At 60.7% G+C, this 24,890-nt stretch carries 22 protein-coding genes and 1 tRNA gene; 17 read left to right on the plus strand and 6 right to left on the minus strand.

Going from position 1 to position 24,890, the window contains the following annotated elements; all coding sequences use genetic code 11:
* Nucleotides 1–119 precede the first annotated feature (119 nt).
* The 9 genes from tolQ to glmM all read left to right on the plus strand — a co-directional run bounded on the left by tolQ (nucleotide 120) and on the right by glmM (nucleotide 10,867).
* Nucleotides 120–839: a protein TolQ gene (gene tolQ, locus ACQY1L_RS02445; RefSeq protein ID WP_062460759.1), complete on the plus strand. Its 720-nt coding sequence runs from the start codon at nucleotides 120–122 to the stop codon at nucleotides 837–839.
* A gap of 27 nt (nucleotides 840–866) precedes the next feature.
* A complete protein-coding gene (gene tolR, locus ACQY1L_RS02450) occupies nucleotides 867–1,325 on the plus strand; it encodes a protein TolR (protein ID WP_062460755.1) in 459 nt (152 codons plus the stop codon).
* 9 nt (nucleotides 1,326–1,334) lie between these two features.
* Complete coding sequence (locus tag ACQY1L_RS02455; RefSeq protein WP_430242486.1) at nucleotides 1,335–2,516, plus strand: hypothetical protein; 1,182 nt, start codon at nucleotides 1,335–1,337, stop codon at nucleotides 2,514–2,516.
* An 11-nt stretch (nucleotides 2,517–2,527) separates the two neighbouring features.
* On the plus strand, nucleotides 2,528–3,832 hold the full coding sequence (gene tolB / locus ACQY1L_RS02460) for a Tol-Pal system beta propeller repeat protein TolB (protein WP_062460748.1): 1,305 nt from the start codon (nucleotides 2,528–2,530) through the stop codon (nucleotides 3,830–3,832).
* Between the two features lie 173 nt (nucleotides 3,833–4,005).
* On the plus strand, nucleotides 4,006–4,548 hold the full coding sequence (pal, locus tag ACQY1L_RS02465) for a peptidoglycan-associated lipoprotein Pal (RefSeq protein WP_062460745.1): 543 nt from the start codon (nucleotides 4,006–4,008) through the stop codon (nucleotides 4,546–4,548).
* Between the two features lie 305 nt (nucleotides 4,549–4,853).
* Nucleotides 4,854–5,876 (plus strand): tol-pal system protein YbgF, encoded by a 1,023-nt coding sequence (gene ybgF, locus ACQY1L_RS02470; RefSeq protein WP_062582428.1) that lies wholly within the window; start codon nucleotides 4,854–4,856, stop codon nucleotides 5,874–5,876.
* A 10-nt stretch (nucleotides 5,877–5,886) separates the two neighbouring features.
* Nucleotides 5,887–7,221: a tRNA lysidine(34) synthetase TilS gene (tilS, locus tag ACQY1L_RS02475; protein ID WP_430261944.1), complete on the plus strand. Its 1,335-nt coding sequence runs from the start codon at nucleotides 5,887–5,889 to the stop codon at nucleotides 7,219–7,221.
* Nucleotides 7,222–7,324: 103 nt separating this feature from the next.
* Nucleotides 7,325–9,259 carry an ATP-dependent zinc metalloprotease FtsH gene (gene ftsH, locus ACQY1L_RS02480; protein ID WP_062461836.1) on the plus strand — a complete coding sequence of 645 codons (1,935 nt, stop codon included), beginning with the start codon at nucleotides 7,325–7,327 and terminating at the stop codon, nucleotides 9,257–9,259.
* A 252-nt stretch (nucleotides 9,260–9,511) separates the two neighbouring features.
* Nucleotides 9,512–10,867 (plus strand): phosphoglucosamine mutase, encoded by a 1,356-nt coding sequence (gene glmM, locus ACQY1L_RS02485; protein ID WP_062460737.1) that lies wholly within the window; start codon nucleotides 9,512–9,514, stop codon nucleotides 10,865–10,867.
* Nucleotides 10,868–10,941: 74 nt separating this feature from the next.
* On the opposite strand, the gene ACQY1L_RS02490 is transcribed toward glmM, so the two are convergent.
* On the minus strand, nucleotides 10,942–12,777 hold the full coding sequence (locus ACQY1L_RS02490; RefSeq protein WP_430242495.1) for a glycoside hydrolase family 15 protein: 1,836 nt from the start codon (nucleotides 12,775–12,777) through the stop codon (nucleotides 10,942–10,944).
* 153 nt (nucleotides 12,778–12,930) lie between these two features.
* Here ACQY1L_RS02490 and ACQY1L_RS02495 point away from each other — a divergent pair, with 153 nt between their 5' ends.
* Complete coding sequence (locus tag ACQY1L_RS02495) at nucleotides 12,931–13,080, plus strand: hypothetical protein (RefSeq protein ID WP_162728259.1); 150 nt, start codon at nucleotides 12,931–12,933, stop codon at nucleotides 13,078–13,080.
* 246 nt (nucleotides 13,081–13,326) lie between these two features.
* Complete coding sequence (locus tag ACQY1L_RS02500; protein WP_174196167.1) at nucleotides 13,327–14,160, plus strand: outer membrane protein; 834 nt, start codon at nucleotides 13,327–13,329, stop codon at nucleotides 14,158–14,160.
* Nucleotides 14,161–14,362: 202 nt separating this feature from the next.
* On the opposite strand, the gene ACQY1L_RS02505 is transcribed toward ACQY1L_RS02500, so the two are convergent.
* A complete protein-coding gene (locus ACQY1L_RS02505; protein WP_062461833.1) occupies nucleotides 14,363–14,626 on the minus strand; it encodes a hypothetical protein in 264 nt (87 codons plus the stop codon).
* 368 nt (nucleotides 14,627–14,994) lie between these two features.
* On the opposite strand from ACQY1L_RS02505, the gene ACQY1L_RS02510 reads away from it, so the two are divergent.
* The 3 genes from ACQY1L_RS02510 (at nucleotide 14,995) to ACQY1L_RS02520 (ending at nucleotide 19,178) form a co-directional block, all read left to right on the plus strand.
* Complete coding sequence (locus ACQY1L_RS02510; RefSeq protein WP_430242497.1) at nucleotides 14,995–16,173, plus strand: phosphoserine transaminase; 1,179 nt, start codon at nucleotides 14,995–14,997, stop codon at nucleotides 16,171–16,173.
* Between the two features lie 91 nt (nucleotides 16,174–16,264).
* Nucleotides 16,265–17,860: a phosphoglycerate dehydrogenase gene (gene serA, locus ACQY1L_RS02515; RefSeq protein WP_062460720.1), complete on the plus strand. Its 1,596-nt coding sequence runs from the start codon at nucleotides 16,265–16,267 to the stop codon at nucleotides 17,858–17,860.
* A 244-nt stretch (nucleotides 17,861–18,104) separates the two neighbouring features.
* Nucleotides 18,105–19,178 (plus strand): Tim44 domain-containing protein, encoded by a 1,074-nt coding sequence (locus ACQY1L_RS02520; RefSeq protein WP_062460715.1) that lies wholly within the window; start codon nucleotides 18,105–18,107, stop codon nucleotides 19,176–19,178.
* Here ACQY1L_RS02520 and ACQY1L_RS02525 read toward each other — a convergent pair whose 3' ends face one another.
* The gene (locus tag ACQY1L_RS02525) at nucleotides 19,179–19,619 is read right to left on the minus strand and encodes a DUF1810 domain-containing protein (RefSeq protein ID WP_062460710.1); all 441 of its coding nucleotides are present in this window, start codon (nucleotides 19,617–19,619) and stop codon (nucleotides 19,179–19,181) included.
* A gap of 106 nt (nucleotides 19,620–19,725) precedes the next feature.
* On the opposite strand from ACQY1L_RS02525, the gene ACQY1L_RS02530 reads away from it, so the two are divergent.
* From ACQY1L_RS02530 to ACQY1L_RS02540, 3 genes are all read left to right on the plus strand, one after another.
* Entirely contained in the window at nucleotides 19,726–20,859 is a 1,134-nt protein-coding gene (locus ACQY1L_RS02530) for a mechanosensitive ion channel family protein (RefSeq protein WP_062460705.1), read from the plus strand.
* A 178-nt stretch (nucleotides 20,860–21,037) separates the two neighbouring features.
* On the plus strand, nucleotides 21,038–22,234 hold the full coding sequence (gene mnmA, locus ACQY1L_RS02535) for a tRNA 2-thiouridine(34) synthase MnmA (protein WP_062460702.1): 1,197 nt from the start codon (nucleotides 21,038–21,040) through the stop codon (nucleotides 22,232–22,234).
* A gap of 156 nt (nucleotides 22,235–22,390) precedes the next feature.
* Nucleotides 22,391–22,467 (plus strand) — tRNA-Met (locus ACQY1L_RS02540).
* Between the two features lie 143 nt (nucleotides 22,468–22,610).
* Here the strand turns inward: ACQY1L_RS02540 and ACQY1L_RS02545 are convergent.
* From ACQY1L_RS02545 to ugpE, 3 genes are all read right to left on the minus strand, one after another.
* Nucleotides 22,611–22,856 carry a hypothetical protein gene (locus ACQY1L_RS02545; RefSeq protein ID WP_062460699.1) on the minus strand — a complete coding sequence of 82 codons (246 nt, stop codon included), beginning with the start codon at nucleotides 22,854–22,856 and terminating at the stop codon, nucleotides 22,611–22,613.
* A 130-nt stretch (nucleotides 22,857–22,986) separates the two neighbouring features.
* Nucleotides 22,987–24,036, minus strand: coding sequence for a sn-glycerol-3-phosphate import ATP-binding protein UgpC (locus tag ACQY1L_RS02550; RefSeq protein WP_430242501.1), 1,050 nt, complete (start codon nucleotides 24,034–24,036; stop codon nucleotides 22,987–22,989).
* Nucleotides 24,036–24,884, minus strand: a complete 849-nt coding sequence (gene ugpE, locus ACQY1L_RS02555) for a sn-glycerol-3-phosphate ABC transporter permease UgpE (protein ID WP_062460693.1) — start codon at nucleotides 24,882–24,884, stop codon at nucleotides 24,036–24,038. The genes ACQY1L_RS02550 and ugpE overlap by 1 nt, the downstream gene beginning before the upstream one ends.
* Nucleotides 24,885–24,890: the final 6 nt, after the last annotated feature.

Genomic DNA, 24,890 nt, shown 5'->3' on the forward strand with positions numbered 1-24,890 from the left:
CAGGACATCTTGGGCGTTAGGCGGCGATCTCGGCGGACAGAAACATTCTCGCGAGAGCGCGCTTTGGAACCCGCCCGGTTGTGAAATGCCGGGCGTTTGGATTCGGGGATTGAAGACAGATGGAACAGGTAGCTCTGGAAGCTGCGACGCATGACGTGAGCCTTTGGGCGCTGTTCATGCAGGCCGGACTGATCGTCAAGATGGTGATGATCGGGCTGATGGGTGCCTCGGTCTGGACCTGGGCGATCGTCATCGACAAATATATGAGCTTTGCAAAGGCGCGGCGCCAGTTCGATCAGTTCGAACAGGTGTTCTGGTCGGGTCAGTCGCTCGAAGAACTCTACCGCACGCTCGGCGAGCGCCAGAACACGGGCCTTGCCGCCATCTTCGTCGCTGCCATGCGCGAATGGAAGAAAAGCTTTGAGCGCGGCGCCCGTTCGCCGATCGGTCTCCAGATGCGTATCGACCGCGCCATGGACGTGACGATGTCGCGTGAAGGCGAGGCCTACGAGGCACGTCTCGGGTCGCTCGCAACCATCGGTTCGGCCGGTCCGTTCATCGGTCTGTTCGGTACCGTCATCGGTATCATGACCTCCTTCCAGGCGATCGCCGGATCGAAGTCCACCAACCTTGCGGTCGTTGCACCGGGTATCGCCGAAGCGCTCTTGGCAACCGCCATCGGCCTTGTTGCCGCTATCCCGGCAGTTATCGCCTACAACCGTTTCATGGGCGAGGCTGGCAAGCTTTCATCGCGGATGGAAGGCTTTGCCGACGAGTTCTCGGCCATCCTTTCGCGCCAGATCGACGAGAAGCTGCAGCCACGCCAGGCCGCTCAGTAATCAGGCACAACGCCAGGAGTAAGCACCATGGGCATGTCGGCCGGAGGAGCAAAATCGGGAGGCGGTCGTCGCGGACGTCGCGGTGGGCGCAGCCGTAGCGGCGCGATCAGCGAAATCAACGTCACGCCGCTTGTCGACGTCATGCTCGTGCTTCTCATCATCTTCATGGTCGCCGCACCGATGATGACTGTCGGCGTGCCGATCGACCTGCCTGAAACCCAGGCCAAGGCGATGAATTCCGATACGCAGCCGATCACCGTTTCGGTCAATCCGGAAGGGCAGATCTTCCTGCAGGAAACCCCGATCACGATCGACGAGATCCTGCCGAAGCTGCAGGCAATCGCCACGACCGGCTATAACGAGCGCATCTATGTGCGTGGCGACACTGCCGCTGCCTATGGCGTGGTGATGAAGGTCATGGCCCGCATTTCGTCTGCCGGTTACAAGAACCTCGGCCTCGTTACCCTTCAGGAACAGGAGCAGTGATCCCACGCCATGAAGGGTAGTATCGGCACATCGCTGGTTCTCCATTCGGTGCTTCTCGGCTGGGCGCTTGTCTCGCTGAGTTCACCGATGCAGCTCAACGTCGCCGACGTCGAGGCGCTGCCGGTCGACATCGTCCCGGTGGAATCGATCACCCAGATGCAGCAGGGTGACAAGAAGGCGCCTCTCACCGAAAAGCCTTCGGTGAAGGAAACCAAGAACCAGAAGGTCGTCGAAAACGCCGAGAATGCCGGCGAGAGCGACATCGACCTGAAGTCCCCGCCGACACCGGCCAAGAAGCCCCTGAAGACCGAAGCCGCCGCCGCGCCAAAGCCGGTGGAGCGCCCGACGCCGACCCCGACGGACGAGGACAACCAGGTCAAGGATATCGTCAAGGAAGAGACGGCACCGAAGCCTCAGGAAGTGGCAGCGCTGCCGCAGCCGAAGCCGGAGCCGACCCCGCCAAAGCCCGAGCCGACGCCGCCCAAGGCCGAGACACCGCCACCGACCCCAACTCCGACCGAAGCCAAGACCGAGGAAGCGCCGCTTCCAGACAGCGTTCCGCTGCCGGCCGCCAAGCCGAAGCAGGAACCGCCGAAGGAGCAGGCAAAGCCCGTCGAAAAGCCGGTCGAGAAAAAGCCTGACCCGCCGAAGCCGACCGAAACCGCCAAGGCGGATACCAAGGCGACGGAAGCTTCCAAGCCGACCGACAAGAAGGAAGGCAAGAAGCAGGAGACCGCCAAGTCCTCGTCTTCCAAGGCCAGCGACTTCAATGCCGACCAGATCGCAGCGCTCCTCAACAAGCAGGACGCGTCCGGCGGCGGTGCGAAGCGTTCGACGTCGCCTGCTTCCACGGGCAGCACGAAGGCATCCACCGGTTCGAAGCTCAGCGTCAGCGAAATGGACGCACTGCGCGGCCAGATTGGCAAGAACTGGTCCTATATCGCCGGCATCGAAGGTGCAGAAGGCGTGGTGATCCGCGTCCATATGCGGCTCGACCAGTCGGGCATGATCGTCGGCGAACCCGAAGTTTCCTCAAGCGGCGGTTCAGATACGGCCCGCCGGACGCTCGAATCCAGCGCGCGCCGCGCTGTCTTGCGTTCGTCGCCGTTCAAGAACCTGCCGGCAGACAAATACGATGCGTGGAGCGAAGTCATCGTGAACTTCAGCCCCAGCGATCTTGATATGCTTTGAAAGGCCAAACCATGATCAGACGTTCCTTCCTCGGGCTCATGATGGCGTCCGCCGGTGCCGCCGCGATCTCCAACCCCGCAAACGCGGTGGTCGAGATCAACATCAACAAGGGCAATGTCGAGCCGCTGCCGATCGCGATTACCGATTTCCTGTCCAACAACGAGCTTGGACCGCAGATTTCGCAGGTTATCGCCGCCGATCTTCAGCGTTCGGGATTGTTCGCGCCTGTGAACAAGCAGGCGTTCATCGAAAAGATCACCGATCCGGGCCGCGCGCCGCGTTTCGAAGACTGGAAGGCGATCAACGCCCAGGCGCTGGTCGTCGGCCGTGTCAGCCGTGAAGGCGACGGTCGTCTGCGCGCCGAATTCCGTCTCTGGGATACGTTTGCCGGCCAGCAGATGACCGGCCAGCAGTTCTTTACTCAGCCGGAAAACTGGCGTCGTCTGGCGCACATCATCGCCGACGCGATCTACAAGCAGATCACCGGCGAGCAGGGCTACTTTGACACCCGCGTCGTGTTCGTATCCGAAAGCGGTCCGAAGACTGCCCGTCAGCGTCAGTTGGCAATCATGGACCAGGACGGTTTCAACGTCCGCATGCTGACCGGCACCAAGGATCTCGTGCTGACGCCGCGCTTTTCGCCAAGCCGCCAGGAAGTCACCTACATGTCGTTCGAGGGCAACCAGCCGCGGGTCTACCTGCTGCAGCTGGAAACCGGACAGCGCGAAGTGGTGGGCAATTTCCCCGGCATGACGTTCTCGCCGCGCTTCTCGCCTGACGGTCAGAAGGTGATCATGAGCCTTCAGCAGGAAGGCAACGCCAATATCTACACGATGGACCTGCGTTCGCGCACGACAACGCGCCTGACGTCGACGGCTGCGATCGATACCGCGCCGTCCTATTCGCCTGACGGTGCCCGCATCACGTTCGAAAGCGACCGTGGCGGCCGCCAGCAGATCTACGTGATGGGGGCCGACGGTTCGGGCCAGAGCCGCGTCTCGTTCGGCGATGGTTCCTATTCGACGCCGGTCTGGTCGCCGCGTGGCGATCTGATCGCGTTCACCAAGCAGTCGGGCGGAAAGTTCTCGATCGGCGTCATGCGTCCGGACGGTTCTGGCGAGCGCATTCTGACATCGGGCTTCCATAACGAGGGTCCGACCTGGGCACCGAACGGTCGTGTTCTGATGTTCTTCCGCCAGAACGCCGGCGCCGGTGGTCCGCAGTTGTATTCGATCGATCTCAGCGGCTATAACGAGCAGATGGTCAAGACACCGGCATTCGGGTCCGACCCGGCCTGGTCGCCGCTTCTTGAATAGGAGGCACGTTTGAGGCGCGGCAGATCTGCCGCGCTTGCGTTCCAACCGGCAGCGAACGACTGAAAAATAGGGCACCGGAAGGAATTCGTTAACCATAAGCGTTTGATCATGGTTAACCTAAATCCGTTAGAGTTCGGCAACTCTTAAATTAAATGATCAAGGAGAGAACGGCCATGAGCCGCATTCATACCCCGGCGATGAGCCGTATGCAGACCCTCGCTCGCAACCCGGCCGTCATCGCTCTGACGCTGGCCCTCGCTCTCGCAGGCTGCGCCAACAAGAAGAACCTTCCGAACAACGCGGGTGACCTTGGCCTCAACGGCGGTGGTGCCGGCGGCTCGGCAACACCTGGCTCGAGCCAGGACTTCACGGTCAATGTCGGCGACCGGATCTTCTTCGATACGGACTCGACCTCGATCCGTGCAGATGCCCAGCAGACGCTCGATCGTCAGGCTCAGTGGCTGCAGCGTTACCCGAACTACGCGATCACCGTCGAAGGCCATGCCGACGAACGCGGTACACGCGAATACAACCTGGCACTCGGCGCCCGTCGCGCTTCGTCCACCAAGGAATATCTTGCTTCGCGCGGCATTCCTGCCAACCGCATCAAGACCATCTCCTTCGGCAAGGAACGTCCGGTCGCAGTTTGCGACGACATCTCCTGCTGGTCGCAGAACCGCCGCGCGGTTACCGTTCTCGGTGGCGCTGGCATGTAATGCCGGTGAGGGGCGGGGCCAGTCTCCGTTTCACACATGACATTTTGGTGAGAAAAGGTGGCCTTCGCGCCACCTTTTTTGTTTTTCCTTAGTTTGGCCCCGTTTCCCTTGATTTTGAACGTCGACTTGGTTGCTTTTTGACGGCAGTTCAGAAAAATCCGTATTGCGCCAATCCGGCGCAAGCTACAGCGCCGCGCACCGGGTTTCCGATGCGCACAGCGCGTTGTAGAACATAGGTTGCGCTTCGTTCTTTCCGAAAGCCATTCCGGCTTGAGGGCCGAAGCGCGGGAAGCAGGACGGACGACATGAAGAAAATTGTCTTGGCAGCGATGCTGGGGCTGGCGGCGATGGCGGGCCCTGCTGGGGCCTTCTCATTTCCGAAACTCTTCCAGGGCGAGCAAAGCGTTCCGCAACAGCCGCAGGCCGAACAACGGCCTGTGATCCTCGCGCAGGGCGGCGATGCCGTCCGGACGCAGCAGCTTCAGGAAGAGGTACGGCAGCTTAACGGCCGTATCGAGGAAATGAGTTATCAGCTCCTGCAGATGCAGGAACAACTGCGCAAAACGCAGGAAGATAACGAATTCCGTTTCCAGGACCTGGAAAAGAAGAAGAGAAGCGACTTGGGCGACACGGGCGGGCAACCGGCCGTGGCGTCCAACCGCCCTTCGTCTTCGGCTTCCTCCGGCGAACCCTCCCCACCTGCCGCGCAAGGCGCCGACGACGTGGCTCGCATCATCGGTGAGCCATCCAGCCCATCCGCGACCACAGGCAACCGCGCCGCACCAGCGCCAACAACGCTTGGATCGATGAATCTCGACACGAGCGGAAATACTGTCGGTGCGTCCCGCAACGACAATGCCCGCAATTCGGCCGGTCTTCCCGGTGTTGCTTCCGGCTCGTCGCGCAGCGGTGGGTCGCAGGATCCGCAGCAGACGGCCTCGCTTGGCAGTGAGGGCGACAGCTACAAGATCGCCTATGACCATGTTCTTTCCGGCGACTACCCGCTCGCCGAGAAAGAATTCTCCAGCTACCTCGCCAGCTACCCGAAGAGCTCAAGGGCCGCAGACGCCAATTTCTGGCTCGGCGAAGCGCAGTTCTCGCAGGCGAAATATGCCGATGCGGCAAAGACCTTTCTCAACGCGCACCAGACCTACGGCAAGTCCGCCAAGGCGCCGGAAATGCTGCTGAAGCTCGGCATGTCGCTTGCGGCTCTCGACAACAAGGATACGGCCTGCGCGACGCTTCGCGAGGTACCCAAGCGCTATCCAAATGCGCAGCGCGCCGTGCTCGGCAAGGTGACGACCGAGCAGAAGCGGCTGTCCTGCTGATCCTGCGGCGGTGACCACCCCGGATCCATCCCCGCAGTCAGCGGTTCGTGAATTTCTCGCCGGTCTTTCAAGGCCGGCGAAACTGCTTGTGGGGATCTCCGGCGGCAGTGATTCGACCGGGCTTCTGCTCGCGCTTCAGGAGGCGCTGGCCACTGACCCGGAAGGCGGGATCGAACTTGCCGCTGCCACGATCGATCATGCGCTGCGAGCCGAATCAGGCGCGGAGGCCGGCGCGGTGGCATCTCTTTGCGCACGCAAGGGCATTCCCCACACGATCCGCCGCTGGGACGGCGACAAACCAACGACCGGCATTCCGGCTGCTGCACGAGAAGCTCGCTACCGGCTGCTGATGGAGATCGCTGATGAGATCGCAGCCACCGCCATCCTCACGGGCCATACGCTGGACGACCAGATCGAAACGGTGGCGATGCGCGCAGTGCGCAACGGCACGAAGGGCAAGCTGGGTCTGGCGGGCATGGCAGGTGCAGTCCTGCTCGACAGACGGCGCTGGCTGCTGCGACCGTTTCTGTCTGTGCGTCGCTCAGCGATCCGGGATTTTCTTGCAGCGGGAGGCGAGGGCTGGATCGACGACCCGAGCAACCTCGACAGCCATTACGAGAGGGTCAGAACTCGAAATGCTCTGACGGGCATCGAAACGGTGACGATGGACGAGATCGCTGCGGCCGGCGCTTCGCGAACGCGTCTGTCCCGCCATGCGGCGGAACTGGCCCGCGAGCAGCTGACCATCAGCCATGGGGTTCTGGCTTATCTTCCGGTCGAAGCATTGGGCGGCGATCCACTGGCTCGGGACCATCTGCTCGGACATCTCATCGCGCTCCTGGGCGGACGGGAACACGTTCCTTCGACCGAGACGATGACACGGGTCGCGGCATTTCTGGATGGCCGGCACCTCGGCCGAATGTCTGGAGGGCGGGTCATCCTCGATCTGCGTCGGGATGGGCTGTATCTTTACCGGGAAAGCCGCAATCTGAACCCTGTTCGCATCGCGGCGGGGGCGGTGAAGGTCTGCGATGGCCGATACCGCGTCCACAACCCAACCAATAGCGAAATCGTGATCGGGCCGACCATTCCCGATCGCACGCTGGCGGGCTCGCTTTTCCCGAATGCGCCCGGGTCGGTCGCGATGCGGGCCATGGCGGCAATGCCACAGGTGCAAACACTCGAAACTGGCCTGCTGCACGCGATTGACATGCACCCGGTCCTGGGGACGTTCGAACGCTTCCTGTCGCAGTTCGAGCTCGAGATTGCAGCCCAGTTCGCCGATTTGGTCGGATGCGACGATATACCCCCGCTTCCGGTTAAGCTTTCGCAGCGGAAAAGCTAGGCGTCCGTGCCGGTTCGCCTTGGCAATGCCAAAGCTCAACCCTATGTTAGGTTCCAAGAAGGGCGGTCGCCATGATGTGACCGTTGGCATACTGGGGAGTTCGATGAACCCAAATTTTCGCAATTTTGCCCTCTGGGCCATTATAGCCCTGCTGCTGATCGCTTTGTTCAGCATGTTCCAGACGGCGCCGTCGCAGACGTCCTCGCGCGAAATTCCGTATTCGCAGTTCCTACGTGACGTGGATTCCGGCCGCGTTCGCGACGTCGTCGTGACCGGCAATCGTGTCCTCGGCACCTATACCGAGAACGGCACCAATTTCCAGACATACTCCCCGGTCATCGATGACAGCCTGATGGAGCGTCTTCAGTCGAAGAACGTCTCGATCATGGCTCGCCCCGAGACAGACGGATCGTCTGGCTTCCTGAGCTATATCGGCACGCTGTTGCCGATGCTGCTGATCCTCGGTGTCTGGCTGTTCTTCATGCGTCAGATGCAGGGTGGCTCACGCGGTGCGATGGGCTTCGGCAAGTCGAAGGCGAAGCTTCTGACCGAAGCGCATGGTCGCGTCACGTTTGAGGACGTTGCCGGCGTCGACGAAGCCAAGGCCGACCTCGAGGAAATCGTCGAATTCCTGCGCGATCCGCAAAAGTTCCAGCGCCTCGGCGGTCGTATCCCGCGCGGTGTGCTGCTTGTCGGCCCTCCGGGTACCGGTAAGACGCTGCTCGCCCGTTCGGTCGCAGGTGAAGCCAACGTGCCGTTCTTCACGATCTCCGGTTCGGACTTCGTCGAAATGTTCGTCGGTGTCGGTGCATCCCGTGTGCGCGACATGTTCGAGCAGGCCAAGAAGAATGCGCCCTGCATCATCTTCATCGACGAAATCGACGCCGTCGGCCGTCACCGTGGCGCAGGCCTCGGCGGTGGTAACGACGAACGCGAGCAGACGCTAAACCAGCTTCTGGTCGAGATGGACGGCTTTGAGGCGAACGAGGGTATCATCCTCATCGCCGCAACCAACCGTCCGGACGTTCTCGATCCGGCACTTCTGCGTCCAGGCCGTTTCGACCGTCAGGTCGTCGTCCCGAACCCTGACATCGTTGGTCGTGAACGCATCCTCAAGGTGCATGCGCGCAACGTGCCTCTCGCTCCCAATGTGGATCTCAAGGTTCTTGCCCGTGGTACGCCCGGTTTTTCCGGTGCCGACCTCATGAACCTCGTCAACGAATCTGCCCTGATGGCAGCCCGCCGTAACAAGCGCCTTGTCACCATGCAGGAATTCGAAGACGCCAAGGACAAGATCATGATGGGTGCCGAGCGTCGCTCGTCCGCCATGACCGAAGCCGAAAAGAAGCTTACCGCCTATCACGAAGCCGGTCATGCGATCACCGCCCTCAAGGTGGCCGTTGCCGATCCGCTCCACAAGGCGACCATCATTCCGCGCGGCCGTGCGCTCGGCATGGTCATGCAGTTGCCGGAAGGCGACCGCTATTCGATGAGCTACAAGTGGATGGTGTCACGCCTGACCATCATGATGGGTGGCCGCGTTGCCGAAGAACTGACATTCGGCAAGGAAAACATCACGTCCGGTGCTTCCTCTGACATCGAGCAGGCGACCAAGCTTGCGCGTGCCATGGTCACCCAGTGGGGCTTCTCCGACATCCTCGGTCAGGTCGCGTATGGTGAAAATCAGCAGGAAGTCTTCCTCGGACATTCGGTTTCGCAGTCGAAGAATGTGTCGGAATCGACGGCCCAGAAGATCGACAGCGAAGTGCGCCGTCTGATCGACGAAGCCTATACGGAAGCGCGCCACATCCTGACTGAATACCACGATCAGTTCGTGGCCATCGCTGAGGGCCTTCTCGAGTACGAAACCCTTTCAGGTGACGAAATCAGAGCGCTGATTCTCGGCCAGAAGCCGTCGCGTGACCTTGGCGACGATTCGACGCCAAGCCGTGGTTCGGCTGTGCCGAGCGCCGGTGCAAAGAAGGACGAGCCGAAGGGCGATGCGCCCGAAGGCGGTCTTGAACCGCAGCCGCACTGATCTCTACTGCATCAAACATATTAAAGCCGCTGCGGAAACATCCGCGGCGGCTTTTGCTTATCGACCTTAGCAGGACTGGTTCGGTAACGGGATATAAGCGATTTTGACGGTAATTTAGGTGCCAACGCAGATGAACTGTGGCATGAGCCGATCTTGGACGGCAATGCCGCCGATCCGCTCGGGCATGTTGCACATACAGACATAACCGGGCGAAGACCGCGCTTTTGAGAGCGCGTGTACCAGGGAGCTTACATGACACGCCGCTATTTTGGGACTGATGGCATCCGCGGGCATTCCAACGTCTATCCGATGACGCCAGATCTTGCGATGCGCGTCGGTATTGCCGTCGGAACGATTTTTCGCAACGGAACGCACCGCCACCGCGTGGTGATCGGCAAGGATACCCGTCTTTCCGGCTACATGCTGGAAAATGCCATGGTCGCGGGCTTTACCGCAGCCGGCCTCGACGTGTTTTTGCTTGGCCCGATCCCGACGCCCGCCGTTGCCATGCTGACGCGCTCGCTGCGTGCGGATGTCGGCGTGATGATTTCCGCTTCACACAACCCGTTCGAGGATAACGGCATCAAGCTGTTCGGCCCCGACGGCTACAAGCTTTCCGATGAGCTGGAAATGCGGATCGAGGATCTGCTCGACAGCGACCTCCATTCGCAGCTGGCAAAATCGGCCGATATCGGTCGCGCCAAGCGCGTCGAGGGCGATATCTACCGTTATATCGAACAGGCCAAGCGCACGCTCCCGCGCGACGTGACGCTGCACGGTCTTCGGGTCGCGATCGATTGCGCCAATGGTGCCGCCTACAAGGTCGCGCCTCTGGCTCTGTGGGAACTCGGCGCCGAAGTGGTCACCATCGGCAACGAGCCGAACGGCACCAACATCAATCTCGATTGCGGCTCAACCAGCCCGGCGGCGCTGCAGCGCAAGGTCCACGAGACGCGGTCCGATATCGGCATTGCGCTGGATGGCGACGCGGACCGTGTCATCATCGTCGACGAGAATGGCGATATCATCGACGGCGACCAGCTGATGGCGGTCATCGGCGAAAGCTGGGCGGAAGACGACAAGCTGACCGGTGGCGGCATTGTCGCGACCGTCATGTCCAATCTCGGGCTCGAGCGCTTCATGGAGACCAAGGGCCTGACGCTTGCTCGCACCAAGGTCGGCGACCGGTATGTGGTCGAGCACATGCGCAATCACGATTTCAACGTGGGTGGCGAACAGTCCGGTCATATCGTGCTGTCGGATTTCGGCACCACCGGTGACGGTCTTGTCGCAGCCTTGCAGATCCTTGCCCGCGTAAAGCGGCTCGATCGCCCGGTGAGCGAAGTCTGCCGCCGGTTTGAGCCGGTGCCGCAGCTGTTGAAAAACGTACGCTTCGCCGGTGGCAAGCCGCTGGAAAACGCCGTTGTGCGGCAGGCGATCGCGGATGCGGAAGCCGAGCTTGCCACCAAGGGCCGACTCGTCATCCGCCCATCGGGCACCGAGCCGCTGATCCGTGTCATGGCTGAAGGCGACGACCGGGCCCAGGTGGAGCGCATCGTCGGCGATCTCGTCACGGTGATTGCCAACGCCAGACCGGAAGCGGCCTGACGGATCGTTCGGATCTAGCCTCTCCCGGCTATGACGGGAGAGGGATGGGCCACGACCTTGTGGCCGTTCGCTGGTTACGGCCGCCACTGCCTGAATTTGCCGTCCAGTGCGCCGTCGAGGTAGAAGGCGGCGCTGATCAGGGCGAGGTGGGTAAAGGCCTGCGGGAAATTGCCGAGGAACTCACCGCGCGGATCGAATTCTTCCGCATAGAGCTGCAGGTGATTGCCGAACAGAAGCAGCTTTTCCATGTTGATCTCGGCTTCGGCCAGACGACCGGCGCGAGCGAGGCATTCCACATACCAGAATGAACAGGCGGCGAAGAAGCCTTCATCGCCGTCCAGGCCGTCCTTGCGCTTGTAGCGCATGACGAGCGCATCATCGGCAAGTTCGTTGCCGATTGCATCGAGCGTCGCCAGCCAGGCCGGGTCGGTGGCACTGATGAAGCGCACGAGCGGCATCATCAGCATGGACGCGTCGAGATCACTGCCGCCCTTGGCATGAACGAAGTGCCCGAGATCGGCATTCCAGAAGTTTGCCCAGATGTCGTCGCTGATGGCATTGCGTGCCTCGACCCAGCGTCCGAACGGAGCTGTTAGCGACCGCTTTTGCGCGAGCCGGATGGCACGATCCACCGCGACCCAGCACATAAGCCGGGAATGCAGATGTTCCTGCGGCTCGCTGCGGATTTCCCATATGCCGGCATCGGCGTCCTGCCAGATGTCGCAGACGTGGTCGACGATGCGCCGGACAGCATTCCAGTTGTCGTGGGAGATCGCCTCGCCGTATTTGTTGCTGATATAGACCGAATCGAGAAGCTCGCCGTAGATGTCCAGCTGGATCTGTTCAGCTGCGTTGTTGCCGACGCGGATGGGTTTGGCGCCACCATAGCCCGAGAGGTGGTCGAGTTCCTGTTCGGTGTCGACGCGACTGCCATCGAGATTGTACATGATCTGTATTTCCCCACCTGGCGACCGGTCCGTCCTGTCGACGAGCCAATGGGAAAATGCGTTCGCTTCGTCCTGATAGCCAAGGCGCATCAGCGCGTAGATCGTGAAGGAGGCATCCCGGATCCAGGTCGCACGGTAATCCCAGTTTCGCGGGCCGCCCGGAGCTTCGGGCAAACCGAATGTGCCCGCTGCGGCGATGGAACCGTTCTTTTGCGAGGTCAAAAGCTTGAGCGCCAGTGCCGAGCGGGTGATGGAGGAGCGCCAGCGACCGGTATAGGTCGAGCGTTTTGCCCAGCCCTGCCAGTATTCTATGGCGTCCGCGATTGCAGCGCTGACAGCGTCCTTGTCCCAGACGTCGCCGTCGTTTCCGTCCAGAACAAAGTCGGCCGTCTCTCCGGCTTTCAATGAAAACGCGGCGCTGACACCGCCGTCTTCCTTTTCGAAGGTCACCGGGCCCGAGAGGCGAAGGGTGAAATCACCGCAGCGGAACGTTGACACGCCGCCGTCGACCGTGACCTCGGGCACCTTGCGCGCATAGTCGAAGCGCGGCCAGCAACTCAGCGAAAACGTCATCTCGCCGCGGGTGACTTCAACCCGGCGGATCAGGTTCTCCACCCCGTCCTCGGTTTTCGGCACCGGCATCAGATCGACCACTTCGGCGCTCTGGTGCTGTCCGAGCCAGCGGGTGAGGAGGACGTTGGTCTCGGGGATATACATCTGCAGACGACGGGCATCGTCGATGTCAGGCGAAAGCTCGAACGCGCCGCCCTTTTCCGGATCGAGGAGTGCGGCGAAGATGCTGGGACTGTCCAGATCCGGCCAGCAGAGAAAATCGATCGCACCATCGCGCGCAACCAGCGCCAGGGTTCTCAGATTGCCGACCGCACCATGTTCGGCGATCGGTCGCGGCACGTCGGCGTGGACCGCCAATGATTTCCCAGTATCGGTATTCAGTTGTGTCAAAACCTGACCCTTTCCTATGCAAAACGGACAACTCCGAAGCAGCAGATCGGTTCGCCGATAATGTCTCGGCTCGCCAAGAAGTTACCCCTGATTTTTTAGGGATCGAACTTCGAGATGGTGCGTTCTCTTTCCCGCAAGGACGGGATGGAAGAGATGCAGCACGTGAAAATCGAAGCTGTCCGCAGGGCAGCGGTCAAACTTGTCGCAAGGCATGAGCAGGAAAAACTGAGGACTGCGCTCGCCGACCATCTTCGATCCGTGGCCGAGCTGAAACGCAAAGCCAAAGCGGACCGGGAAGGCTGACCGACGCGAGTGGGCGGCAGGCGAGGGCGTCATTCACGAAAAATTCGCCGATAATTTTTTAGAATTCACTTATATAATGTGAACATGTCGTTAAGAGCAGTGTGCTGTTAACCGCAAATCTTCACGAATATAACCTTGCTGGGGTTGTAGTTAATCAGCATTTAACCTTTTTTCTTCATTCTTCATTGTCAAAGAGGTGGCCGGGCGTCGTGCCTGCCATTGACGCGACAAGCTTGGAGATGAGCCATGAAGAAGTGCCTAGCAGCCACGATGGCGTTCTTGCTGACGACCACCGTTGCCTATTCCGCGGATGTCTATCAGCCGCAGCCGGAAGCCTTTCAGGATGCACCGGAAGTGACCGTTCAGGAGTCGACCGGGTGGTACCTGCGCGGCGACGTCGGTTATTCCTTCAACAAGCTGCGCGGCGCCAAGTTCTTTCAGGGTGGCAGCTCGGAAAGCGAAACGGATTTCCGGTCGACTGACATCGACGACAGCTTCACGTTCGGCGGTGGTGTCGGTTACCAGATCAACAACTACCTGCGCTCGGACGTGACATTCGATTACCTGACGAAGAGCGACTTCGAGGGGTCGACAAGCGGCAGTTGCGGCGTGGCGACGGACTGCATTTCCAAGGATCGCGCCTCGATGAGGGCGTATAGCCTTCTCGCCAACGTCTATGTCGACCTCGGCACCTATGCGTATTTCACGCCCTATGTCGGCGCCGGTATCGGTGCGACCTACGTGAAATGGGACAAGCTGCGCAACACGTCCTGCGCCACCGGAAACCCGGCGCTGTGCGATGATTCGGTTGAACACGGCGGCAAGGGCTCGTGGCGCGCGACCGGTGCCCTGATGGCTGGCGCGACCATCGACGTGACCTGCAACGTCAAGGCCGATGTCGGCTACCGCTTCCGCTATGTCGACGGCGGCGACATGTTCGGTTACGCCTCGAATGGTGGTCCGGGCCGCGACAAGGGCTTCTACAGCCACGAAGCACGCCTTGGCGCTCGCTACGTCTTCGGCGGCTGCGCGACACCCGTCGCCTACGAGCCGGAACCGGCTCCGCTGGTCTACAAGTAAGCTTTATCTCGACCTCGAGAAAAAAGGGTCGCCTTCCGGGCGGCCTTTTGTCGTTTGCCTGTCTCGGACGATGACCGGTTGTCTCTGCCCTTTCATCTCACTGGTACACTAGGAGCGTCACGAGGAGTCGCGCTAGAGCCAGATCGCGGCGTCAACTGTCTAGGCGACCAATCCAGGGCTTTCAGGTATGTCTGATCGACGGTCAGTCATCGAATGGACCGTCGATCCTGTGTCTGTCGATTATGCGCAGGCTACGATCAGGTTCGATGACGTAAGTTTCGCTGATCCGTTCACCGAACTGATTGCGAAATTCATGGGGTATCCTGCTGCCCACCGGTGCGTTTTTCAGCCGCGTGTGAGGCTGCCCTTTGTATGTGATGCTCCCGGGGATGGGGGAAAGGTCGACTTGTGACGTCGAGCAGGCCGTGAGGAGGCCTGCTGCAGCCAGTACAAGAAAGCGTTTCATGGTCTGCTCCTGGATTTGTAGGTAAGCTGTCAAACAGCCTGGGCGGAGAAAAGTTTCCTGACAGGCTGCGGGCTTCAGGCTCATATTGCTGAAGACGCACTGACGTTGCAGGGCTGCACGCCATTTCGACAGTATTGGCGCAATAGTCTTTTGAACTTTGCAAGGGTGATCAGTCGGGGCATCGGCATATCATACATATGCTAGCGGACCGATCTTGGTCTTGTGCTACTCCGCGTCCATCAGCGCGATCTTGCTAGCCGCACTCTCCAGAAATCCATTTTCACTTGCGCTTTTCTCATCTTTCCACTATCCACGGCGGCGGGACACTCCTCCCCAACGAGGAGCCAATTACCTGGAAGGGTATACATATGGCCAATGCCGCAAAGCCGGACGTCCGTCCGAATAACGCCCATTTTTCTTCTGGCCCTTGCTCGAAGCGCCCCGGTTGGTCGCTCGACGCTCTCTCCGATGCCCCGCTCGGTCGTTCGCACCGCGCCAAGGTTGGCAAGGACAAGCTCAAGCAGGCCATTGATCTCACCCGTGAAGTTCTGAACGTTCCGGCCGATTACCGTATCGGCATCGTTCCCGCATCCGACACCGGCGCCGTCGAAATGGCGATGTGGTCGCTGCTCGGCGAGCGCGGCGTCGACATGGTCGCCTGGGAAAGCTTTGGCGCCGGCTGGGTCACCGACGTGGTGAAGCAGCTGAAGCTGAAGGATGTGCGCAAGATCGAGGCCGATTACGGCGTGCTTCCCGACCTCTCCACTATCGATTTCGACCGTGATGTGGTCTTTACCTGGAACGGCACGACGTCTGGCGTTCGCGTTCCGAATGCCGACTTCATCCCTGATGACCGCAAGGGCCTCACCATCTGCGACGCAACGTCGGCCGCATTTGCGCAGGACCTCGATTTTGCCAAGCTCGATGTCACCACCTTCTCCTGGCAGAAGGTGCTGGGCGGCGAGGGCGGCCACGGCATGATCATCCTGTCGCCGCGCGCTGTCGCCCGTCTTGAAAGCTACGTCCCGGCCTGGCCGCTGCCGAAGATCTTCCGCATGACATCCGGCGGCAAGATTTCCGAAGGCATCTTCAAGGGTGAGACGATCAACACGCCGTCGATGCTCTGCGTCGAGGATTATATCGATGCGCTGCAATGGGCGAAGTCGCTCGGTGGCCTGAAGGCGCTGATTGCCCGGGCCGACGCCAATGCCAAGGTCATCTTCGATTTCGTGGCCGCGAACGACTGGATCGCCAATCTGGCGCAGGTCGATGAGACCCGCTCCAACACCTCGGTCTGCCTGAAGATCGCCGATGCCGATGTCGCCGCTCTCGACGCTGACGCACAGGCAGCCTTTGCCAAGGGCGTGACCTCGATCCTCGAAAAGGAAGGCGTCGCACTCGACGTCGGCGCTTACCGCGACGCACCGTCGGGCTTGCGCATCTGGGCTGGCGCCACCGTCGAAGAGGCGGACATGAAGGCGCTGATGCCGTGGCTCACCTATGCGTTCGAAACGCAGAAGGCCGCGCTGTCCAAGGCCGCCGCCTGATCGAATTCCGGTGCCGCCGCTCACCCGTCTAGGGACGCGGCACCGTTTCATCCGCATTTAGAGATTACACCCCTTATCAGGAGCCCAACCCATGGCACCTCGCGTTCTCGTATCCGACGAACTGTCCGAAACCGCTGTCCAGATCTTTCGTGATCGCGGCGTCGAAGTCGATTTCCAGCCGAAGCTCGGCAAGGACAAGGACAAGCTCGCCGAAATCATCGGCAATTACGATGGCCTCGCCATCCGTTCCGCCACAAAGGCGACCGAGAAGCTGATCGCTGCTGCGACCAACCTCAAGGTCATCGGCCGCGCCGGTATCGGCGTCGACAATGTCGACATCCCGGCTGCCTCGAAGCGCGGCATCATCGTCATGAACACGCCGTTCGGCAACTCGATCACGACGGCTGAACACGCGATCGCGCTGATGTTTGCCGTTGCCCGGCAGTTGCCGCAGGCCGATGCCTCGACGCAGGCCGGCAAGTGGGAAAAGTCGAAGTTCATGGGTGTCGAAATCACCGGCAAGACGCTTGGCGTCATCGGCGCCGGCAATATCGGCGGCATCGTCTGCAAGAAGGCGATCGGCATCGGCATGCATGTCATCGCATACGACCCCTTCCTCTCGGCTGAACGCGCGCTGGACATGGGCGTCGAGAAGGTCGAGCTGGACGATCTACTGGCGCGCGCCGACTTCATCACCCTGCATGTTCCGATGACCGACAAGACCCGCGGCATTCTCGGCAAGGAAAACCTTGCCAAGACCAAGAAGGGCGTGCGGATCATCAACTGCGCCCGCGGCGGTCTCGTCGATGAGGCAGCGCTTGCAGAAGCCATCAAGTCCGGCCATGTCGCCGGTGCCGGTTTCGACGTGTTCGAAGTCGAGCCTGCGACGGAAAGCCCGCTGTTTGGCCTCGACAACGTCGTGTGCACGCCGCATCTGGGCGCCTCCACCACGGAAGCCCAGGAGAACGTTGCGCTGCAGGTGGCTGAACAGATGTCGGACTATCTGGTCAAGGGTGCCGTTTCCAACGCCATCAACATGCCCTCGATCACCGCTGAAGAAGCACCGATCCTGAAGCCGTTCATCCGTCTTGCCGATGTTCTCGGTGCCTTCGTTGGTCAGGTCACGGAAGATCCGATCAAGGAAATCGAGATCCTGTTTGATGGCGCAACGGCCGGAATGAACACCAAGGCGCTCACCTCCGCGCTTCTGGCTGGTTTGATCCGTAACCAGGTGGCAGACGTGAACATGGTTTCCGCGCCGATCATGATCAAGGAAAAAGGCATCGTCCTGTCCGAGGTCAAGCGCGACAAGACCGGTGTCTATGACGGCTACATCAAGCTGACGGTCACCACCGACAAGCAGAGCCGTTCTGTCGCCGGCACCGTGTTTTCCGACGGCAAGCCGCGGTTCATTCAGATCAAGGGCATCAACATGGACGCCGATGTCGGCGCCAACATGGTCTACATCTCCAATACCGACGTACCCGGCATGATCGGCTTCATGGGCACCACGCTCGGTGATGCCGGCGTCAACATCGCCAACTTCCATCTCGGCCGTGAGAAGGATGGCGGCGATGCGATCGCGCTGCTTTATGTCGATGGTCCTGTTTCGAACGACGTGCTCGCCCGCCTGACCGCCAACCCGGCGATCCGTCAGGCCCGCCAGCTGGTTTTCAACGTCGAATAAACCATCCTCCCGGATGACCAAGACAAAGCCCGGTGCCAGCGCGCCGGGCTTTTTCGTTGTGATCAAGCCGATGTGATCGGTCCATACGCTAAATCTCCCGCTGGTTGTATTTGCATCGCTTGGCTCCCGTTTCATCGTCCGATATCTACTTCGGCGGGAAAAGATGGTGGTGGCTCTAAAATTCTCGCCTGCCACTCTCTATATCTAGGATCACGACCGCATCGGGCGGCCAGAGGAGAAACCAATGTTATCCAAGCTTCGGCGTTTCCAGAAACTCTTCGCGATCTTCGCGGTCGGAATGGCAGTTTCGCTAACAGCCGTCGATATGGCGGAGGCGCGCCGCGCCGGCGGCGGTTCCAGCTTCGGCAGCCGCGGTACGCGCACGTTCGCACCGCCGCCGACCACCAACACGGCACCGGGCACGGCAACCGGCATCAATCGTTCGATGACGCCCAACACGCAGCAGAACGCAGCGTCTCCTGCTAACGGCGCAGGCGCCCAGGCGGCTCAGCCGCGTCGTGGCCTGTTCGGCGGCATGGCTGGTGGTCTTCTCGGCGGTCTGGCTCTCGGTGGCCTGTTCGGCATGATGATGGGCAACGGTTTTGGCGGTATGGCCGGCATGTTCGGCATGCTGTTGCAGATCGCGCTGATCGCGGGTCTTGCCATGCTGGCCTTCCGCTTCTTCGCCCGTCGTCGCCAGCAGCAGCACCCGGCGGGTCCTGCGGGCAACGCGCGCGATAACGGTTTCGGCGGTAACAGCCGTGACAACAATAACCATGCCTACCAGGCACCGCAGAACAACGGTGGCGGCTTCCAGATCCCTAAGATCGGTTCTGGCGGCGGTGCGATGGGTGGCTTCGGTGCCACGCAGGCTGCGTCTGCTCCGCGTCAGGCGGGTCCCGACACGGATGAAGTCGGTATCACCGGTCGCGATCTCGGCCTCTTTGAAAAGATGCTGACGGATGTCCAGGCTGCCTATGGCGCGGAAGACTACGCGAAGCTTCGCAATCTCACCACGCCGGAAGCCATGTCCTATCTGGCTGAAGAGCTTGGTGAAAACGCCACCAACGGCGTGAAGAACGAAGTCCGCGACGTGACCCTGTTGCAGGGCGACCTTTCGGAAGCCTGGCGCGAAAACGGCCAGGAATACGCAACGGTTGCGATGCGCTACTCCAGCGTCGACTTCCTGAGCGATCGCAACACCGGCGCTGTCGCCGAAGGGGATCCGAATGCCGTCACGGAAACGGTCGAGATCTGGACCTTCGTGCGCAAGCCGGCCAATGACTGGAAGGTCTCGGCCATCCAGTCGGCTGCCTGATCAGCCAATCCCCAGCAGCGCGATCGTCTTGTCGTCGCGCTGGCCGCCGAAGAACTTCTCAAGGGCTCGCTCGAAAGGCGAGCCCTTTTCTGTTGCGGCTTTATCGAACAGCGTCATCGAACTGCGAAACTTCATGTCGTCGGGGAACCCGAGGATGGTGCGCGCCGAAAGTCCTTCATGCGGAAGCATGGCGTGCGTGCATTCGAGGAGACGTGGTCCAAGCACCGGATGGTCGAGATAGGTCTGGGCTTCTTCCAGAGAGGTAAGTGCGAAGCGTTGTGACATGATTGAGGGACCAAGACCGGCGATCTGCGGGAAAATGTACCACATCCAGTGCGACTCTTTGCGGCCGTTTCGCAGTTCGCTCATGACCTGCGCGTAGACCGGATCTTGTGCATCCACGAATCGGGTCAGATCGGATTTTCCGTTATCGACAGTCATGCCGCGCTCCTCGCATCATCTCCCAACGGCCGCCATGAAGACACCGCAACTGTGAAATTTTTGCGGCAGGGGTGTTTCATGCTGCACTGCACCCTAAATCGGTTGGATGGATTTTTTGATTACAGAGTTTCGTCAATATACCGACTGGCTGCCGAACTGGATGGTGAGCGTCGGCCTTCTCGTGGGCGCGGTCCTGATTGGTCTGGCGATCCACCGTTTCGCGTTCGGTATCTTCAAGCGGCTGGTGGAAGACAAGGACCTGTTCTGGCGATCGCTGGTGTCGCGCGGGCGCCGGCCGATGCGTTTGACGGTTCTGACATTCACTGTATCGTTTGCATCATCTATCGCACCGCTTGCGGCTCGACCGGCCGAAATCATCCGGCATGTGCTGCTGCTGGGTTTCATCCTCGTGCTCGGCTGGGTCGCAAAGACGGCTTTGCATATTTGGATGACGGTCTATCTGCGCCGCTTCAAGCTGGATGCGGAAGACAACCTTCTTGCCCGCACCCACGTGACCCAGTCGCGGATTGCCGAGCGCATTGCCGGCGCGATGATCGTCATCGTCACGGTTGCCGCGATGCTGATGACCTTCCCGGCCGTCCAGCAATACGGCGTCAGCGTGCTCGCCTCCGCCGGTGTCGCCGGTATCGTGCTGGGTCTTGCCCTGCAGCCCATGCTGAAAAACATCTTTGCCGGCATCCAGCTTGCCATTACGCAGCCGATCCGCATCGACGATGCGCTGATCGTCGAAGGGGAGTGGGGCAATGTCGAGGAGATCACCTCGACTTATGTGGTGGTGAAGCTGTGGGACTGGCGGCGCATGATTCTGCCGCTCTCCTATTTCATCGAGAATCCGTTCCAGAACTGGACCCGCGAAGGTTCGGCCCTGATTGGCACTGTGATGATCTATCTCGATTATTCCGTTCCCGTCAGCGCCATCAGGCGCAGGGTCGAGGAAATCGCCAACGAGTCGAAGATCTGGGACAGGCGCGTGGTCAATGTTCAGGTGACGGATTTCAAGGAAAGCGTGATGGAGATCCGTATCCTGATTTCCGCCAACAACGCGCCGAAGACGTTCGACATGCGTTGCGAGATGCGCGAGAAGATCATCGACTTCGTTCAGCGGGAATATCCGGCAGCGCTGCCTCGTCTAAGGGCCGAAGGTGCGAGCAACAGCAACGGGCACGCAAACGGCGCCGTCGCGGATACGGCCCTGCGTCACGCGAACTTCCAGTCCTGATGTTGCTGCTCTCTGACACTGAGGGCGCAGATGGGGTGAACGGGCTTCTCTTGCGCGCCAGCTCATTCCTTTCTATATCCTCTTTCTGAAAGCCTTTGCGCGGACGATCCCGCACATCTGGTGCCACTCTGCCGGCGTGCTTGCCGCCGCGGCCTGAGAGACTTTAAGAGAGTACCCCGTGAATACGCTGGATTTTGACAAGAAGCCGGAAGATACGCGCGTCGTGGTCGCCATGTCGGGCGGCGTGGATTCCTCCGTCGTGGCCGGGCTGTTGAAGCGCGAAGGCTATGACGTGATCGGGATCACGCTTCAGCTCTACGATCACGGCGCGGCCGTGCACCGGGCGGGTTCCTGCTGCGCCGGCCAGGATATCGACGACGCGCGCCGGGTCTGCGAGACGCTTGGTATTCCGCATTACGTGCTCGACTATGAGAAGCGTTTCCGCGAGACGGTGATCAATCCATTTGCCGAAGCCTATGCGATGGGCGAAACGCCGGTTCCCTGCGTTGCCTGCAACCAGACGGTCAAGTTTGCCGATCTTTTGGCGACCGCGCGCGAGCTCGGCGCCGATGCGCTGGCAACCGGCCATTACATCCGTTCGGCGCCGAACCCTACGGCGGACAATCCGGGCCGCCGTGCGCTGTTCAGGCCGATCGATGCGGACCGCGACCAGAGCTGGTTCCTGTTTGCGACCACGCAGGAGCAGATCGACTACCTGCGGTTTCCTTTGGGCGGCATGGGCAAGGCGCAGGTGCGCGAGCTGGCCGAAGACATGGGGCTGGTGGTTGCCAAGAAGGCCGACAGCCAGGATATCTGTTTCGTCCCCGCCGGCAAATATGCCGATATTATCGCCAAGGTGAAGCCGAACTCGGCTTTGGTGGGCGATATCGTCCACATGGACGGCCGCGTGCTGGGCCGCCACGAGGGGATTGTCCATTACACGATCGGTCAGCGCAAGGGTCTGGGCGTTGCGACCGGCGAGCCGCTCTACGTGGTTTATCTCGATGCCCGCTCGCGCCGCGTCATCGTCGGGCCGAAGGAAGCGCTCGATACGCACCGGGTCTATCTGCGCGACGTCAACTGGATCGGCGACGGGACGCTGCAGGATGATGCGGGCAACGGCTTTGCGTGCTTTGCCAAGGTACGCTCGACGCGCCCGCCGTCACCTGCCACGCTGCATACGGATGAGCGCGGCGTCTATGTCGATCTGGCGATCGGCGAGCAGGGCGTGGCCCCCGGTCAGGCCTGCGTTCTCTATTCCGCCGAAGGTGCCGATGCGCGCGTCCACGGCGGCGGCTTCGTCGAACGGTCCGAACGGGCGGCCGATGCCGAGGCATCGTTGCGGGCGCTTCTGGCGACCCCTGTAGCCGCTTGAAAGACCGGTTTTATTCGGCCTGGAGAATGAACGAGGGATCGGGAAAATAGCGGTTCAAATCTCGCCGTTTTTCTCCCATCCTGCGCTTGACACTTCAGTGACGCGGGTTCTATAAGCCGCACATCCAAACGGATCGAGACACTCGATCCACCCTGTGGCGGGGTAGCTCAGTTGGTGAGAGCGCAGGATTCATAACCCTGAGGTCGGCAGTTCAATTCTGCCCTCCGCTACCAAATTTCCCTAAATTTCTATCTGATCTCAGCTGTATCCTGCGGGTGATATCCGAGGCTTGGCCCGGATGCTTCTGCGCCCGCAGCTTCTCGGTGCGAAGTGCTGCAGCCCGCACATTTTCACAGGCAGCAGCTGTTGCGGAAAATCACTTCGCCCGCGCGGCCAGCGCCTTTGCGCGCTTCATCCTGGCGAGGCGTTTCTTTGCGAGGTTGCGGCGGTGCTTGCGAGCTCTGATCTTGAGCTTGGCCTCCCGGTTCTCCAGTCTTCGCTGCAGGCGGACCTGATCGCGGAAGTGCTTGTCGTACGCAAGCGCGCGCGCGCGAACTGCGAAGAACACGGCTGCAATCAGAAGGACCAGGAAACCCAGCAGTGTTACGAGAATGGTGACCATTATTGCGATGCGAACCTTTTTGCTCGCATGAGTAATAGCTCACTTTCCGATAGGGTCAATGTCGCGAAGTTGCAGGAGTGCGCAGGCGTCCGTCGAGAGCGCACTCCTGCGCATCTTTGCGCGTCCCGGATCAACCGGTACGTTCGATGCGCTTTCCGGCGCTGTCGAAAAGATGAAGATGGTGGGGCGCTGTCGTCACGGGCAGTTTCTCGCCGATCGCGATGCGCGAGCGGCCGGGGACCCGGAAGACAAGAGGGCTTCCGTCCGACGTCGCACCATGGACGTAGCTTTCTGCTCCGACGAGTTCGACGGCGATGACCTCGACGTCGGCTCTGAAAGGCGAGGAAACCTCTCCCTCGGCAATCACGATGTCTTCCGGACGAATGCCGACGGTGGCGACAGTGGAGGGAAGGCCTTCGGCCACGCTCCAGCCGCCGGGCTTGCCAAGTGTCATCAGGTTCATTGACGGAGACCCGATGAAGGTTGCGACGAAGGTGGTCGCGGGTTTCTCGTAGAGCTCGATCGGCGTTCCGACCTGCTCGATCCGGCCGGCGCTGAGGACGACGAGGCGGTCGGCGAGCGTCATCGCTTCCATCTGGTCGTGTGTCACGTAGATCGACGTCGTCGCGAGCGATCGCTGCAGCCGGCGGATCTCGACCCGCATCTGCACGCGCAGTTTCGCGTCGAGGTTCGACAGCGGCTCGTCGAACAGGAAGGCTGCGGGCTTGCGCACGATCGCGCGGCCCATGGCGACGCGCTGCCGCTGGCCGCCGGAAAGCTGCCGTGGCTTGCGGGCGAGGAACGGCTCGATTTCGAGTGCGCGCGCGGCCTCGGTGATGCGCCGTTCGATCTCGTCCTTCGAGGTTCCGCGGTTCTTCAGACCGTAGGCAAGGTTCTGCTTGACCGTCATGTGCGGATAGAGCGCGTAGTTCTGGAACACCATCGCGATATCGCGCTCGGCCGGTTCCATGTCATTGACGCGCTTGCCGTTGATGATGACGTCGCCACCGGTGATGCTTTCGAGCCCGGCGACCATGCGCAGCAGCGTGGACTTGCCGCAGCCGGATGGGCCGACCAGAACGATCATCTCGCCGTCTGCGATGTCCAGTGACACGCCCTTGATGGCGTCGATATTGCCGCCATAGACCTTGCGGACGTCTTTCAGTTCAATTGTTGCCATTACTTTTCGGTCTCCACCAAACCTTTGACGAACCAGCGCTGCATGAGCACCACGACGATGACGGGAGGGATGATTGCCAGGATCGCCGTGACCATGACGTAGTTCCAAGGAGTTGATGCATCAGTGAAATCGACCATGCGGCGCAGGCCGATGATGATCGTGTTCATCTCCGCACGGTCGGTGACAAGCAGCGGCCAGAGATACTGGGTCCAGCCGTAGATAAACAGGATGACGAACAGGGCCGCGATATTGGTCGTCGACAGCGGCAGCAGGATATCGCGCATGAACCGGAACGGCCCGGCATTGTCGATCCGCGCCGCCTCGACCATTTCGCCGGGGATAGTGAGGAAAAACTGGCGAAACAGGAAGGTCGCCGTTGCCGATGCCATCAGCGGCAGCGTGAGGCCGGCATAGGTGTTGAGCAGGCCGAGATCGACGATCACCTTGTAGGTCGGCAGGATGCGCACTTCGACCGGCAGCATCAGGGTGATGAAGATCATCCAGAAGAAACCCATGCGGAACGGGAAGCGGAAGAAGACGATCGCGAATGCCGACAGGAAGGAGATGATGATCTTGCCGACGGCAATTGCCACCGCCACCACGAAGCTGTTGAACAACAGTCGCTCCAGACTGACGCCGACGACGCGCTCGACACCGCCGGAGATGGACTCGCTGTAGTTCTCGACCATATGGCCGCCAGGCAGCAGCGACAGCGGTGGTCGGATGATCGCGCTCGACGTCGCCGTCGAGGCAATGAATGTGTAGTAGATGGGGAAGGCGACGATGATGATCCCAAGGATCAGCATCAGATGCGCCATCAGGCGTGCGACAGGACGGTTCTCGATCATCTGATA

Origin of the sequence: Neorhizobium sp. DAR64862/K0K3 (genome assembly GCF_050500185.1) — a bacterium.
Taxonomy (GTDB): domain Bacteria; phylum Pseudomonadota; class Alphaproteobacteria; order Rhizobiales; family Rhizobiaceae; genus Neorhizobium; species Neorhizobium soli.

Excerpts from the sequence above, each read along its gene's own strand:
- tolQ (WP_062460759.1), top strand. The coding sequence starts at position 120 with ATGGAACAGGTAGCTCTGGAAGCTGCGACGCATGACGTGAGCCTTTGG.
- tolR (WP_062460755.1), top strand. The coding sequence starts at position 867 with ATGGGCATGTCGGCCGGAGGAGCAAAATCGGGAGGCGGTCGTCGCGGA.
- ACQY1L_RS02455 (WP_430242486.1), top strand. The coding sequence starts at position 1,335 with ATGAAGGGTAGTATCGGCACATCGCTGGTTCTCCATTCGGTGCTTCTC.
- tolB (WP_062460748.1), top strand. The coding sequence starts at position 2,528 with ATGATCAGACGTTCCTTCCTCGGGCTCATGATGGCGTCCGCCGGTGCC.
- pal (WP_062460745.1), top strand. The coding sequence starts at position 4,006 with ATGAGCCGCATTCATACCCCGGCGATGAGCCGTATGCAGACCCTCGCT.
- ybgF (WP_062582428.1), top strand. The coding sequence starts at position 4,854 with ATGAAGAAAATTGTCTTGGCAGCGATGCTGGGGCTGGCGGCGATGGCG.
- ftsH (WP_062461836.1), top strand. The coding sequence starts at position 7,325 with ATGAACCCAAATTTTCGCAATTTTGCCCTCTGGGCCATTATAGCCCTG.
- glmM (WP_062460737.1), top strand. The coding sequence starts at position 9,512 with ATGACACGCCGCTATTTTGGGACTGATGGCATCCGCGGGCATTCCAAC.
- ACQY1L_RS02495 (WP_162728259.1), top strand. The coding sequence starts at position 12,931 with ATGCAGCACGTGAAAATCGAAGCTGTCCGCAGGGCAGCGGTCAAACTT.
- ACQY1L_RS02500 (WP_174196167.1), top strand. The coding sequence starts at position 13,327 with ATGAAGAAGTGCCTAGCAGCCACGATGGCGTTCTTGCTGACGACCACC.
- ACQY1L_RS02505 (WP_062461833.1), bottom strand. The coding sequence starts at position 14,626 with ATGAAACGCTTTCTTGTACTGGCTGCAGCAGGCCTCCTCACGGCCTGC.
- ACQY1L_RS02510 (WP_430242497.1), top strand. The coding sequence starts at position 14,995 with ATGGCCAATGCCGCAAAGCCGGACGTCCGTCCGAATAACGCCCATTTT.
- serA (WP_062460720.1), top strand. The coding sequence starts at position 16,265 with ATGGCACCTCGCGTTCTCGTATCCGACGAACTGTCCGAAACCGCTGTC.
- ACQY1L_RS02520 (WP_062460715.1), top strand. The coding sequence starts at position 18,105 with ATGTTATCCAAGCTTCGGCGTTTCCAGAAACTCTTCGCGATCTTCGCG.
- ACQY1L_RS02525 (WP_062460710.1), bottom strand. The coding sequence starts at position 19,619 with ATGACTGTCGATAACGGAAAATCCGATCTGACCCGATTCGTGGATGCA.
- ACQY1L_RS02530 (WP_062460705.1), top strand. The coding sequence starts at position 19,726 with ATGGATTTTTTGATTACAGAGTTTCGTCAATATACCGACTGGCTGCCG.
- ACQY1L_RS02545 (WP_062460699.1), bottom strand. The coding sequence starts at position 22,856 with ATGGTCACCATTCTCGTAACACTGCTGGGTTTCCTGGTCCTTCTGATT.
- ACQY1L_RS02550 (WP_430242501.1), bottom strand. The coding sequence starts at position 24,036 with ATGGCAACAATTGAACTGAAAGACGTCCGCAAGGTCTATGGCGGCAAT.
- ugpE (WP_062460693.1), bottom strand. The coding sequence starts at position 24,884 with ATGATCGAGAACCGTCCTGTCGCACGCCTGATGGCGCATCTGATGCTG.